This is a genomic window from Dethiobacter alkaliphilus AHT 1, from assembly GCF_000174415.1.
Taxonomy (GTDB): Bacteria; Bacillota; Dethiobacteria; order Dethiobacterales; family Dethiobacteraceae; genus Dethiobacter; species Dethiobacter alkaliphilus.
On the sequence record NZ_ACJM01000029.1, the window covers coordinates 1 to 12,997 of the forward strand.

General features: G+C 50.6%; 13 protein-coding genes and 2 pseudogenes. 12 read left to right on the forward strand and 3 right to left on the reverse strand.

What is annotated here, in order from left to right:
• Positions 1-46: 46 nt before the first annotated feature.
• The 3 genes and pseudogenes from DEALDRAFT_RS16975 (at position 47) to DEALDRAFT_RS15425 (ending at position 1,142) form a co-directional block, all read left to right on the forward strand.
• On the forward strand, positions 47-190 hold the full coding sequence (locus tag DEALDRAFT_RS16975; RefSeq protein ID WP_153246595.1) for a hypothetical protein: 144 nt from the start codon (positions 47-49) through the stop codon (positions 188-190).
• A 139-nt stretch (positions 191-329) separates the two neighbouring features.
• A pseudogene (locus tag DEALDRAFT_RS17340) lies at positions 330-791 on the forward strand (DUF881 domain-containing protein).
• 18 nt (positions 792-809) lie between these two features.
• Complete coding sequence (locus DEALDRAFT_RS15425) at positions 810-1,142, forward strand: cytidine deaminase (protein ID WP_008519236.1); 333 nt, start codon at positions 810-812, stop codon at positions 1,140-1,142.
• Positions 1,143-1,199: 57 nt separating this feature from the next.
• On the opposite strand, the gene DEALDRAFT_RS17465 is transcribed toward DEALDRAFT_RS15425, so the two are convergent.
• Positions 1,200-1,334, reverse strand: a complete 135-nt coding sequence (locus tag DEALDRAFT_RS17465) for a hypothetical protein (RefSeq protein WP_276324461.1) — start codon at positions 1,332-1,334, stop codon at positions 1,200-1,202.
• 21 nt (positions 1,335-1,355) lie between these two features.
• Positions 1,356-1,553 (reverse strand): hypothetical protein, encoded by a 198-nt coding sequence (locus tag DEALDRAFT_RS15430; protein ID WP_008519238.1) that lies wholly within the window; start codon positions 1,551-1,553, stop codon positions 1,356-1,358.
• Positions 1,554-1,882: 329 nt separating this feature from the next.
• Here DEALDRAFT_RS15430 and era point away from each other — a divergent pair, with 329 nt between their 5' ends.
• The 9 genes and pseudogenes from era to ppdK all read left to right on the forward strand — a co-directional run bounded on the left by era (position 1,883) and on the right by ppdK (position 11,563).
• The gene (gene era / locus DEALDRAFT_RS15435) at positions 1,883-2,791 is read left to right on the forward strand and encodes a GTPase Era (RefSeq protein ID WP_008519240.1); all 909 of its coding nucleotides are present in this window, start codon (positions 1,883-1,885) and stop codon (positions 2,789-2,791) included.
• 9 nt (positions 2,792-2,800) lie between these two features.
• Positions 2,801-3,544, forward strand: coding sequence for a DNA repair protein RecO (gene recO / locus DEALDRAFT_RS15440; RefSeq protein ID WP_008519242.1), 744 nt, complete (start codon positions 2,801-2,803; stop codon positions 3,542-3,544).
• Positions 3,545-3,641: 97 nt separating this feature from the next.
• Positions 3,642-4,097, forward strand: a complete 456-nt coding sequence (locus DEALDRAFT_RS15445; protein ID WP_008519243.1) for a DUF4342 domain-containing protein — start codon at positions 3,642-3,644, stop codon at positions 4,095-4,097.
• 271 nt (positions 4,098-4,368) lie between these two features.
• Positions 4,369-5,256 carry a glycine--tRNA ligase subunit alpha gene (gene glyQ, locus DEALDRAFT_RS15450; RefSeq protein ID WP_008519245.1) on the forward strand — a complete coding sequence of 296 codons (888 nt, stop codon included), beginning with the start codon at positions 4,369-4,371 and terminating at the stop codon, positions 5,254-5,256.
• The gene (gene glyS, locus DEALDRAFT_RS15455) at positions 5,249-7,336 is read left to right on the forward strand and encodes a glycine--tRNA ligase subunit beta (protein WP_008519247.1); all 2,088 of its coding nucleotides are present in this window, start codon (positions 5,249-5,251) and stop codon (positions 7,334-7,336) included. The genes glyQ and glyS overlap by 8 nt, the downstream gene beginning before the upstream one ends.
• 109 nt (positions 7,337-7,445) lie before the next feature.
• A pseudogene (locus DEALDRAFT_RS17500) lies at positions 7,446-7,604 on the forward strand (helix-turn-helix domain-containing protein); the annotation flags it as partial.
• A 60-nt stretch (positions 7,605-7,664) separates the two neighbouring features.
• Positions 7,665-8,069 (forward strand): CBS domain-containing protein, encoded by a 405-nt coding sequence (locus DEALDRAFT_RS17505; RefSeq protein ID WP_008519248.1) that lies wholly within the window; start codon positions 7,665-7,667, stop codon positions 8,067-8,069.
• 16 nt (positions 8,070-8,085) lie between these two features.
• Positions 8,086-8,913 (forward strand): pyruvate, water dikinase regulatory protein, encoded by an 828-nt coding sequence (locus DEALDRAFT_RS15465; protein WP_008519250.1) that lies wholly within the window; start codon positions 8,086-8,088, stop codon positions 8,911-8,913.
• The gene (gene ppdK / locus DEALDRAFT_RS15470) at positions 8,903-11,563 is read left to right on the forward strand and encodes a pyruvate, phosphate dikinase (protein ID WP_040379331.1); all 2,661 of its coding nucleotides are present in this window, start codon (positions 8,903-8,905) and stop codon (positions 11,561-11,563) included. The genes DEALDRAFT_RS15465 and ppdK overlap by 11 nt, the downstream gene beginning before the upstream one ends.
• A gap of 188 nt (positions 11,564-11,751) precedes the next feature.
• Here the strand turns inward: ppdK and DEALDRAFT_RS15475 are convergent, their stop codons facing one another.
• On the reverse strand, positions 11,752-12,900 hold the full coding sequence (locus tag DEALDRAFT_RS15475; RefSeq protein ID WP_008519253.1) for a D-alanyl-D-alanine carboxypeptidase family protein: 1,149 nt from the start codon (positions 12,898-12,900) through the stop codon (positions 11,752-11,754).
• Positions 12,901-12,997 lie beyond the last annotated feature (97 nt).

Below are 12,997 nucleotides of genomic sequence, written 5' to 3' on the forward strand. Positions count from 1 at the left end.
TGACTAAGAGCATGTCGATCAAGCAGCAGAGGTAAACAGAGCCATCATGGCCCCACTGCAGCCGCACCCAGGAAAAAACATCTGCAAGTCCCGCGTACCCAAGCAGGCGGTAACGGTGGTGTCGTGCGTCGATCAGGATGAGGGTATCCACCATACGCCAGGCAGGGAGCGCCTGACCCATTACTGTTAATTCAGAGCGTGTCCAGGTGGAGCCCATTAATTTGCTGCAGGAAGACACTATGATAGATAGTGATGAAATCGTTGCACTGGGTGAGCAATCTTCAAGTTTCATCGTTGACGTTGAGAAGGATGATCGGCGTGCCCGGTTAATGACGCCATATGATTATGTGGAACATTTTTGTACACTTACAAGAGAAATAGATTCATTGCGTGTTACCCTGCGTGAGTTGCGCAGCCAGTCCGGATATGTTGAAATGAGCGGCCCCGGTGTGGTGGTGCGAATTTATGATGCCGAAGATGGTTATACCAATGACCCCATTATTCATGAAGGCGATGTATGGGATACGGTGAATGAGTTATATGCCGCCGGTGCAAAAGGCATCTCTGTGGGTAACCAGTGTTTGGTTAACACCTTGGGGATTTGTTGTGTGGGCCCCTAGATTTTGGTAAATGATGAGCGGATTGCGGTGAATCCTGTGGTTATCCGGGCGGTGGGAGATCCGGAAGTTCTGGCCAGTGGTTTGGAAATAATCCGCATCACTCTGGAGGTTTCCCGGGATCTTGAGATTGAAATAGAGAAGGTAGATAATCTTACTCTGCCGGCATACTAAAGTGAAGGGGGCGGTATCATGGATGCCATTAACCGCTTATTGGTTGCAGCCCGTGAGGCCCGGGAGAATGCTTATGCGCCATATTCCCGGTTTTCTGTGGGCGCAGCGCTGCTTACCGCAGACGGGGAGATTTTTACCGGCTGTAATGTGGAGAACCTGTCTTTTGGCCTGACTCTTTGTGCAGAGCGGGTGGCAGCTTTTTCTGCTGTGGCAGCCGGCAAACGAGAGTTTACCGGCCTGGCATTGATTACCGATACTCCCCAACCGGTCACACCTTGCGGTTCGTGTAGGCAGGTGCTGTATGAATTTTCCCCGGACCTATGGATTATTTTCCGCCAACTTTGGAGGTAAGCAGCAGATGTACAGGCTCCAGGGATTTATTTACCTGATGCTTTCTCCAGCAGATTTTTAAATAGATTTACTGTTTACAGAAAAAAAAGCCCCGCCGAGTGCTTTTTTTTTGTTGTACCGATTTTCATTGTTTTTAACCCCCAAAGGAGGCGCCTGAGAGGCGCGCTCTTTGCTGAAAAGTTCTTTGCCCAACCCCCCCATACCCCCCATAATTTAAGTTAGGTAGATATACAGCATTGAGAAGATAAAGGAAATGCCGATTGCAATTGCCGAGATGCCAAATCCGATTACGGGTACAAGTAGGATGCCGGCGAAGAGAATCACGAAGAAGACAATGTTCATGATGAGAGCTTTTGCACCATCGCTTTGCAGTTGTTCAAAATCTTCGGTATGCATTTTGCTGTTGGCCATAATTGTACCTCCTCTCTGAGATTGTTTGTTATATGCTTCACATTAAAATCGAAAAATTTAGGCCAAGCCTGTGTAGTTGTTAAAACATTCACATGATTCACTTTAATTATACTCCCAACTTCCTAAATTATCAACCCGGTACAAGTACCCCTTGTCAAGGGACAAAAGTCCCGCAGTGCAAGGGTTGGCGGCTGTTCGGGGCAGTTTGTTTGTGAAAAAAATATTTTGTAAATTATAAAAATTATAATAATTAGCACAGATAATAATGTTTACCTGATATGCCATGGCTTGTCTGACAGCAGGATAAATGTGGCCAGGTGGAGAAACCTATGAGTGAGGTGGTGTATATGTTTCGTTCCGGTTTTATTGCCTTAATAGGCCGTCCCAACGTGGGAAAATCTACTTTAATGAACGCATTTGTTGGTGAGAAAATGGCCATTATTTCCGACAAGCCTCAGACCACGCGTAACCAAATCCGCGGAATCCTTACCGCCGATGATTACCAGGCGGTTTTTTTGGATACCCCCGGTATTCATAAGCCGCAGCATAAGCTGGGGGAAAAGATGGTGCAGGTTGCGGTTCGTACCCTGCAGGAAGTGGACCTGATCCTCTTTTTGGTTGACGCTGCAGCGGGCCCCGGTGCCGGGGATGATTATATTATCCGTCAGTTGTCGGATGTGGAAACGCCGGTAATATTAGTGGCAAACAAAGCAGATGAGGCAGGAATGGAAGCTGCGCAAAACGTATTGGAGCACTACCTGCCATTGTATCCTTTTAAAGCAGCGCTGCCTGTTTCCGCTATAACCGGTATTAATCAGGAGGAGTTGCTATCACTTATCGTTGACAGCCTGCCGGAAGGACCACAATATTACCCTGAGGATATGATAACAGATCAGCCGGAAAGATTAATTGTGGCAGAGTTAGTGCGGGAGAAAGTATTACAGTTAACCCGGGATGAGATTCCTCACGCCATTGCCGTGGAAATTATCTCTATGAAAAACCGGGCAGGGCGGGATTTGGTTGATATTCAGGCCAATATTTATGTGGAGCGGGATTCGCAGAAAGGGATTGTCATCGGTAAGCGCGGTGCCCTGCTAAAAGAAGTGGGTAAGCAGGCCCGGGCCGACATTGAAGCGCTGTTGGGTACTCCTGTGTTTCTGGAATTGTGGGTTAAGGTTAAAAAGGACTGGCGCAATAAAGAGGGAACCTGGCAGAATTTTGGCCTGGATTTGGAGTAGTGATAATCTATGGCAGAGATGAGGAGCCCGGCCATTGTTTTAAGGGGCAGGGATTACCGGGAAGCAGACAGGCTGGTAACGCTATTGACCCGGGATGCCGGCAAAGTGACGGTGGTGGCCCGCGGCACCAAAAAAACAAAGAGTAAATTTTCCGCTCTGGTGGAGCCGTTGACACTGGGGCATTTCCTTTTGCGCCGTGGCAAAAGCCTGGATACCCTGATTCAGGGGGAAATTATTAAGCCCTACAACAGTTTACGCAAAGATTTGTTGCTGTTTACTTACGCCCAGTATTTCTGTGAAGTGTGTGAACGTTCACTGCCTGAGAATGAACCGGCAGTGCCGGTTTTTACTCTTTTGCTGACTGCACTGGAAACATTGGAAACAGAGGCTGATTCGGCCCGGGTGGCACGTTGCTTTGAGCTTAATCTGTTGGACGAGTTAGGCTTTCGCCCTGTGCTGGATGCCTGTTGTACTTGTGGTACTGCCACCGGTCCGTTTTTGTTTACCCCTGGCCATGGTGGCCTGCTCTGTGGCCATTGCCCAAGGGAGCCGGGCAGCTTTCCTGTAAGCGGGGCAACGGTGGCCATAATGCAGCGCTTTTTGGACCAGGGATTCCACCGTTTAGCGGTCTGCAATGTTTCACCTGCCGCCAATGAGGAGATTCGCAAAGTCTGTGCCGGCATCTTTCGGGATTCTTTGGGAGTAGCACAGTTAAAAACTCTGTCCTTTTTAAAAACCATGGAATCAATATAATTTTTCTTCAAAAAATATTACACATAGTTGTTAAATCAATAATTTTACCGCTCTTGTGACAAACTAAAAGCACTAAAACAAAGGAGGGCGGTAAAAAATGGATATTACCCTTCAAAAAATTGACCTTATCCGGGAACGGACCGGTTTAAACTATGCGGAAGCCCGGGAGCTTTTGGAAGAGGCCAAAGGTGATGTGGTGGATGCGTTGGTTATTTTGGACGAAGAAAATGAAGGTATGGAATTTGACATGGACATGGATATGGATGTGAATATGGATATGGACGGTCATGAGATGAAAAGTATGGTTTCCGAAAACGTGGTGGGACCGGTAAAGAGGGTTTTCCAAAAAGGTAACCGGACCAGGATCAGAGTCAGCAATGCAGACGGAACATTGCTGCAAATTCCGGCTACGCTGGGCATTGCCGGGGCTTTGCTGGCGCCGCGTGCCACAGCTCTTAGTGCCATGGCGCTGTTAATGGGGCATTATACACTGGAAGTGGATGCCCCGGAATATGAAATTGCCGAATATGAATCCCCGGAATGGCAAAATTAACACTTTTTCTTGACGCCTGCCCCTGTTTTTGTTAAAGTTATGTCAAACTAAAAATTGCCGCCAAAGAGGAGTACGTTGCGGACCTGTTCAGCGAGCTGGGGTAATTGGTGCAAGCCCAGCCAGGATAAACAGCGGAAGGGCGCTTTGGATACGGCATAGCTAGAGTGGGCATTTTTTGCCAAGTAGGGTGGAACCGCGGGAACTTCCCGTCCCTATGGGACGGAGGTTCCTTTTTTATTACCAAAAATCAATGTAGGAGGCGGAGGAAAGAATGGATTTTCAGACCATGGTACTTAAGCTGCAAAGCTTTTGGGCCCGGCAAAACTGTATTTTGGCCCAACCCTATGATGTGGAGAAAGGGGCCGGAACAATGAACCCGTCCACTTTTTTGCGCGCCCTTGGTCCTGAGCCGTGGGCAGTGGCCTATGTGGAGCCCTCGCGGCGACCCACCGACGGACGCTACGGAGAAAACCCCAACCGGCTTTTTCAGCACCATCAGTTTCAGGTAATCATTAAGCCCCCACCACATAACATTCAGGAATTGTATCTGGATAGTTTGCGGGAGCTGGGAATCGTTCCTGAAGAACACGACATCCGTTTTGTGGAAGATAACTGGGAATCCCCCACTCTGGGAGCCTGGGGTCTTGGCTGGGAAGTTTGGCTGGACGGGATGGAAATTACCCAGTTTACTTATTTTCAGCAAGTGGGCAGCATTGATGTGGATGCGGTGTCTGTGGAAATTACCTATGGTTTGGAACGTATCGCCATGTATATTCAGGGTAAGGAAAACGTTTTCCACATAAACTGGGTTGGCGACGTAAACTATGGGGAGATTTTCCACCGTGCCGAGGTGGAGCACTCCGCTTATTGTTTTGAGGAAGCGGATACAGATATGTTGTTTACCCTTTTTGGTATGTATGAAAAAGAGGCGCAGCGGCTTCTGGAAAAAGGGTTGGTGCTGCCGGGGTACGATCAGGTATTAAAATGCTCGCACACCTTTAATCTGCTGGATGCCCGCGGGGCCATCAGTGTGGCGGAGCGGACCGCTTATATCACCCGGGTTCGCAACCTGGCAAGGCTATGCGCGCAAAAGTATCTGAGCCAGCGGGAAGAGTTAGGGTTCCCGCTGTTAAAAGAAGGGAGTGTGCGCGGTGCGTAAAGAAACACTGCTTTTAGAGATTGGCATGGAAGAAATCCCGGCCCGGTTTATGGAACCGGCGCTGGAACAACTGGAAAAAAATGCCCGGGCGGCCCTTACAGAAGCCCGGCTGTCTTTCGGTACCGTTTCTACGCTAGGTACGCCGCGTCGGCTGACTTTGCTGGTGGCAGACCTGGCGGACAAACAGGCCGATTTGAGTGAGAAGAAAAAAGGTCCGGCCAAAAAGGCCGCTTTTGACGCTGAAGGAAACCCCACTAAAGCCGCCATGGGTTTTGCCCGCTCGCAGGGCGTTTCTGTGGACGAGCTGTTCACTGAAGAAATATCAAGTGTGGAGTATGTCTTTGCGGTAAAGAATGAGGCAGGCGGCGAAACCTTGGCTATCCTGCCGGAATTATGCACCAGATTGATTCGGGAGCTTAGTTTCCCCAAGCCCATGTTCTGGTTTAGCAAAGAAATCCGCTTTGCCCGTCCTATTCGTTGGTTGGCGGCGCTATACGGAGAGCAGGAAGTGCCCTTCTCCTTTGCCGGGCTTACTGCAGGACGGACCACCTATGGGCACCGGTTCCTGTCGGAAGGCCCACTGGTGCTGCCCAATGCCTCGGCTTACCTGTCGGCCATGGAAGAAAACTCTGTGGTGGTGGACCCGGCAGAGCGCAGTAAGCTTATTGTGGCTCAGGTAGAGCAGGCTGCTGCTGCGTTAGGCGGACGTTCCGAGGTAGACCAGGATCTCTTGGAGGAAGTGGTGAACCTGGTGGAGTATCCCAAGGCGGTGGTGGGTAATTTTGCTGCAGAATTTCTGGAAGTACCCCAGGAAGTTCTGATTACTGCCATGCGCGCCCACCAGCGGTACTTTCCAGTATTTGATGAAAACGATGTGCTTTTGCCTCACTTTATCACCATCAGCAACGGTACGCGGGATGAATATCTGGACAATGTGCGGGCCGGGAATGAGCGTGTTTTGCGGGCCCGTCTGGCCGATGCCCGCTTCTTCTTTGAGGAAGACCGCAAGAAACCATTGGCAGACTTTGTTACCATGTTGGATGACATTGTTTTTATGGAACCTTTGGGAACCATGCGCAAGAAGACCGAGCGCTTAAAGAGCTTGGCCGAAGAGCTTGCCGCCGAGGCCGGATATGACCAGAGTACCAGGGAGGCCGCTTCCCGGGGGGCCTACTTATCCAAGGCCGATTTAATGACTCATATGGTCTATGAATTCCCGGAACTGCAAGGAACCATGGGAATGCATTATGCACGGCTTTCCGGGGAAAGCGAAGATGTGTCCCGGGCTGTGGAGGAACATTATGCGCCCCGGTTTGCCGGAGATTCGCCTGCCAAATCCGCTGCCGGTGCCATGGTGGCCATTGCCGACAAAATGGACACGCTGGCAGCCTGTTTTGGCCTGGGACTGATCCCCAGCGGCTCGCAGGATCCCTATGCATTGCGCCGCAGTGCGTTGGGCGTGGTGGCTACTATGCTGGAACATCAGTTAACCATGTCGCTGAACCGCTTATGTGCGCTGGCACTGGAAGGTCTCACCCAGGATATCACCCGCCCCGCCGCCGAGGTGGTGGGCGAAATGGAAGAGTTTCTCTGGCAGCGTGTCCGTTTCCTTTTTGCTGAAAAAGGGCTGCGCTACGATGTTATTGACGCCTCTTTGGGTGCGGAGGCTGATGATTTGCCCGGAATTCTGGCCAGGGCAGAGATACTGCAGTCCAAGCTGGATACGCCGGAGCTGACCCGTATTCTGACCCCGTTTACCCGGGCCGCCAACCTGACCCGTGATGTACAAGAGCAAAACGTGTCCGTGGAATCATTGGTGGAACCGGCAGAAAAAGAGTTGTTCCAGGCTGCCGGTGAAGCAAAGGACGTGGTGGATAATGCTGCGGCCAGGGGAGATTTTGCAGCGGTTTTTGCCGCTCTGTCGCCGCTTTATGCGCCCATCGACCGTTTCTTTAACGATGTGATGGTAATGGTGGAAGATGAAGCTGTCAAACTAAATCGCCTGGCTTTGTTGCAATATGTAAAGGCACTGTTTTTGCACCTGGGCGACCTATCCAAAATTGTCCAGGAGAAAAATTAATAAAGTATGCAGGAAACTAGCCTCCGATATAGTATATACTAAAAGTGGTATTGCATAGGATATAGAGTAGCCTATTTAATTACAAGGCCATATCAGGAGGCGTCCGACCATCGAACTCAATGCACGCCAGAAGCAAATTCTTGAAATCATAAGACAAAACGGGCCCATCTCCGGTGAGGAGATTGCGGCCCGGCTTGGCCTATCCCGGGCAGCGTTACGTCCCCACTTAGCCGTTCTTACCACCTGGGACTTAATTGACGCACGGCCCAGGGTCGGCTATTTTTGTACTGGAAATGTTACCAACGGTGTGAGCAGGGCCTTAAAAGATATGACGGTTAAGGATATTAAAAGCCGTCCTGCCGTTATTCGGGAGGAAACCACCGTTTATGACGCCATTGTGATGCTCTTTTTGGAAGATGTGGGTACCCTGTTTGTGGTAGATGAAAAAGGGCTTCTGCAGGGAGTTGTGTCCCGTAAAGACTTTCTTAAGGCGGCACTGGGCTCAGCGGATATGTCTAAAATACCGGTGGGCGTCATTATGACCCGCCTGGCACAAATTCATACCGTAACCGAAGATGAACCGGTGCTGCAGGTGGTACGTCGTATCTGTGAGAACGAGGTTGATTCCCTGCCGGTGGTTCGACCGCACGGCAAGGATGGTTTTAAAGTGGTGGGCCGGGTTACAAAAACCAATCTGGCCCGCTTGCTTATGGAATTAGGCGAAGGCCGTTAGTGAGGTGACAGTCAGTTTGCAAGAGCCAAAGCGTAAACCCGTTGTATATTTAATTTCCGACTCCATTGGTGAAACGGCTGAGTTTGTGGTAAAAGCGGTGGCCAGTCAGTTTAATTCAGGACATGTGGACATTAAGCGTACCCCCTTTGTTACTGACCCGGATACAATTATGGATGTGGTGGAGGAAGCGGCCCAGGCCAATGGTATGATCGCTTATACGCTGGTTTTGCCTGAGTTGAGGCAGGTAATCCGGGAAGAAAGCAAAAAGCGGGACTTGATTACTGTGGATGTCATGGGGCCGATGATGGATGCCTTTGGGCAGTTGTTGGGCATTGACCCCCATCTGGAACCCGGGCTGGTACGACGCATGGATGAAGAGTACTTCCGCCGCGTGGCAGCCATTGAGTTTGCCGTTAAGTATGATGACGGCAAAGACCCCCGGGGACTATTGCTGGCCGATGTGGTATTAATCGGTGTTTCCCGGACTTCCAAAACTCCTCTATCCATGTACCTGGCCCATAAAAGGCTAAAAGGCGCCAATTTGCCATTGGTGCCTGAAGTGGAGCCGCCGGAAGAGTTGTTCTGGGTACCCCCCAATAAGGTTATCGGTTTGACCATCAGCCCTCAGCAGTTAAATGAGATCAGGCAGGAACGGCTTAAAGCTTTGGGGCTGCACGCACAGGCCAACTATGCCAATATGGAGAGAATTCTGGAAGAGTTGGAATATGCCGAGGCGATTATGCGTAAAGTGGGCTGTCCGATCTTTGATGTAACCAATAAAGCGGTGGAAGAAGTGGCTAATAAAATTTTGCAGGTAATAAGGGAGGAACAACATGATGGGTAAACAGTACGTCTATCTTTTTTCAGAAGGAAATGCGGATATGCGCGAACTTTTGGGCGGCAAAGGTGCAAACCTGGCCGAAATGACCAAAATAGGCTTGCCTGTCCCTCCCGGTTTTACCGTTTCCACAGAAGCTTGCCGGGAATACCTGCGTCGTGACCAGCAAATCTGGGACGAGCTGCGGGACGAGACCATCGACGCCTTGCGGAATCTGGAAGAAACAACAGGCAAAAAGTTTGGAGACCGCAAAAACCCGCTTTTGGTCTCTGTGCGTTCCGGTTCTGTGTTTTCCATGCCGGGGATGATGGACACCGTTTTAAACCTGGGCTTAAACGATGAAACGGTCCAGGGTCTGGCTGCCGCATCCGGCAGCGACCGTTTTGCTTTTGACTGTTATCGCCGCTTTATTCAGATGTTCTCCGATGTGGTGCTTAAAGTGGACCATTACCTCTTTGACCGTGCTTTGGAGGAGAAAAAGAAATCATTGGGTGTAAAGGACGATACCGGCCTGGACGCCACTGCTCTGCAGGAAATTATTGAAAAGTATCTGAAAATTGTTTCGGAAAAAACAAAGGAGCCGTTCCCGCAGGATCCGCTGGAGCAGCTGATTCTGTCCATTCGTGCCGTTTTTGATTCCTGGAATAACCAACGTGCCGTCGTCTACCGCCAGATACATAAGCTGCCTGATCATCTGGGTACGGCGGTTAACGTACAGTCCATGGTCTTTGGTAATCTGGGTGATGACAGCGGCACAGGGGTGGCCTTTACCCGCAACCCTTCCGACGGAACCAAAGAGCTGTACGGCGAATTTCTTATTAACGCCCAGGGTGAGGATGTGGTTGCCGGAACCCGCACGCCTTTACCCATTGCCAAGATGAACGAATATATGCCTGATGTGTATAAGCAGTTTGTGGAATTGTGCGAACTGTTGGAAAATCATTACCAGGATATTCAGGATATCGAATTTACTGTGGAGCGGGGAACCCTGTACCTGCTGCAGACACGAAACGGTAAGCGTACCGCCGCCTCCGCCGTTAAAATTGCTGTAAATATGACCGAAGAGGGTATTCTGACCAGGGAAGATGCACTGCGGCGCGTAGACCCGTCTCAGTTGGACCAGCTCTTGCACCGCCGTATTGACCCGGATGTTAAGCTGGATCCCATCGCCAAAGGTCTGCCCGCTTCTCCCGGTGCAGCTTCAGGACAGCTGGTATTTACAGCAGACGAAGCGGAACGGTTGTCCGGTGATGGGGTAAAGGTAGTTCTGGTGCGTCCCGAAACCACCCCCGATGATATCCATGGTATTGTGGCGGCGCAGGGCATACTGACCAGCCGCGGCGGAATGACCAGCCACGCCGCCGTTGTGGCGCGTGGCATGGGCAAGCCCTGTGTTTCCGGTTCGGAAGACATCCGTATAGACCTAAACGCCAAAACTATGACGGTGGATGACAAAGTATTTAATGTGGGAGACATTATTTCCATCGATGGTTCCAACGGGGAGGTATATGCCGGCACCGTCCCCATGATTGACCCGGAGCTCTCCGGTGAATTCAGCATGCTTTTGGAGTGGGCCGATGAGGTTCGGCAGCTTGGCGTGCGCGCCAATGCCGATACACCGGAAGATGCCCGTAAAGCCCGGGAATTTGGTGCAGCCGGCATTGGCCTTTGCCGCACCGAGCATATGTTTATGTCCCAGGATCGACTTCCGGTGGTACAGGCCATGATCCTGGCAAAAGATCATGAAGAACGGCAGCAGGCATTGGATAAGCTGTTGCCCATGCAGCAGGATGACTTCACAGAAATTTTCCGGGCCATGGAAGACCTGCCGGTTACCATTCGACTGTTGGATCCGCCTTTACATGAGTTCTTGCCCAACCTGGAAGATTTACTGGTGGACATTACATTGCTACGGGAACGGGGTAACGATGCCAAAGAGCTGCGACAGAAGGAAGAATTGTTAAAGCAGGTTCGTTCACTGCATGAATTTAACCCCATGCTGGGACACCGCGGCTGCCGCCTGGGTATTGTAACTCCCGAAATCTATAAAATGCAGGCGTTGGCCATCTTTAAAGCTGCCGCAACTTTGGCCAAAGAAGGTAAAACCGTCATCCCCGAAGTGATGATTCCCTTGGTGGGCCATGAAACTGAGCTAAAGCTGATGCGGGAATTGGTGCTTGAAGCCGCTGCAGAGGTGAAAGCAGAGAGCGGGCAGAACATCGAATTTAAAGTGGGCACCATGATTGAGCTGCCCCGTGCCTGCGTTACCGCCGATGAAATAGCGGCCCATGCCGACTTCTTCTCCTTCGGCACCAATGATTTGACCCAGACCACATTTGGTTTTTCCCGTGATGATGCGGAAGGGAAGTTCCTTCTTGAGTATTTGCAGCAGAAAGTACTGCCGGAAAACCCCTTTGCTGTACTGGACCGGGACGGTGTGGGCAGCCTGGTTAAAACTGCGGTGGAAAAAGGCCGTGGTACCAAGCCCGAGCTGAAATTGGGTATCTGCGGTGAACATGGCGGCGATCCGTCCTCCATCGAGTTCTGCCACCAAATCGGACTCAACTACGTCTCCTGCTCCCCCTACCGGGTTCCGGTAGCCCGCCTGGCGGCCGCCCATGCCCAGCTGAACCACACAAGCCAAGGCAAAGACTAAACTACAACAGTGAGACTCCGGGGACCCTCTGGCGAGGACAGGCGGTTCTGAAAGTCTCATCTAACCCTATATATGGTATATATAAAGCGCTGTCCACCCTTACAGGTGAACAGCGCTTTTGTGTGTTCATAACTAGTTTATTAAATTATGAGAACCGCCTGTCCTGGCAGAGGGCTCCGGGAGCCTTATTAGCTGCGGTTAAAGAGGCCGGTGATGAAGTTCATAATGCCGCGGAATCCACGGACAAAAAAGTTGGCACGGCCCACTTCTTCGGCAGTATACAGCTGCACCGAATATAGGGTTTCATCGTCCAGCTGTACCAGCAGCTGCCCGGCAACAGCACCTTCTTCCACGGGGGCTGTCAGGGTTTCTTCTGCAACTACCAGTTCAATATCATTTTCCCGTCCCTGGGGAACGGCTACCTCCACTTCCTGTGGCACTGTGACCGGTACCACTTGCTGGCGGCCGTCTTTTACAGCTACTTCAGCTACAACCTCGCCTTTTTGCGCAATTGTTTGTGGGCTGAATTGATTAAAGCCGTGGTTTAACAATTCGCTGGTGGCGGCAACTCGCTCACTTTCGCTCTCGGCCCCCATTACAACAGAAATCAGTTGTCTCCCGTCCCGCAAAGCTGCTCCGGCCAGGTTGAATCTGGACTCGTCGGTCCAGCCGGTCTTTAGGCCGTTTGCCCCTTCGAAGCTGGAAAGAAATCTTCTGTTCCAGTTGTACTGATGAATATCATTGAAAGTAAACTCTGGTTGCGTTTCAATGTCCAGAATCCCAGGATGGTTAACAATCAGCTCGCGGGAAAGGATAGCAATGTCCCGGGCACTCATTACGTGGCCGTCTGCAGGAAGCCCGGAAGTGTTTCTAAACACAGTGTTTGTCATGCCCAGCTCTTGTGCGCGCTGATTCATCTGCTGCACAAAGGCTTCTTCACTGCCGGATAAATGCTCCGCCAGAGCTACAGTACCATCATTGGCGGAAACAATGGAAATACCATAGATAAGATCACGGATACTTACTTCCTGGTCAAGGTCCAAAAACATTCTTGAGCCAACAACCTCAGCACTCCAGGCGTTACGGGAGACAATGGTAGTGTCATCCCAGTCAATATCGCCGCGCTCCAAAGCTTCAAAGGCCAAAAGTAAGGTCATAATCTTGGTTGTGCTGGCCGGCGGCAGTGGCGTATCAGCATTTTTTTCATAGAGAAACTGTCCGCTGGATGCCTCCATTAAGACAGCCACATCTGCTCGGGAATCAAAGCTCTCACCGTAAACACTACCTGTAGTAAGCAGCAGCGTAATAAGCAGAATTGCTACAATGCTTTTTTTCATTACAAAAATCCTCCCCGGTTTATACTTGTACCAATTATAATTATACGACAAATTTGCCAAGAATCCAGAGAAAACTACAGGGAAAAATAACAATATT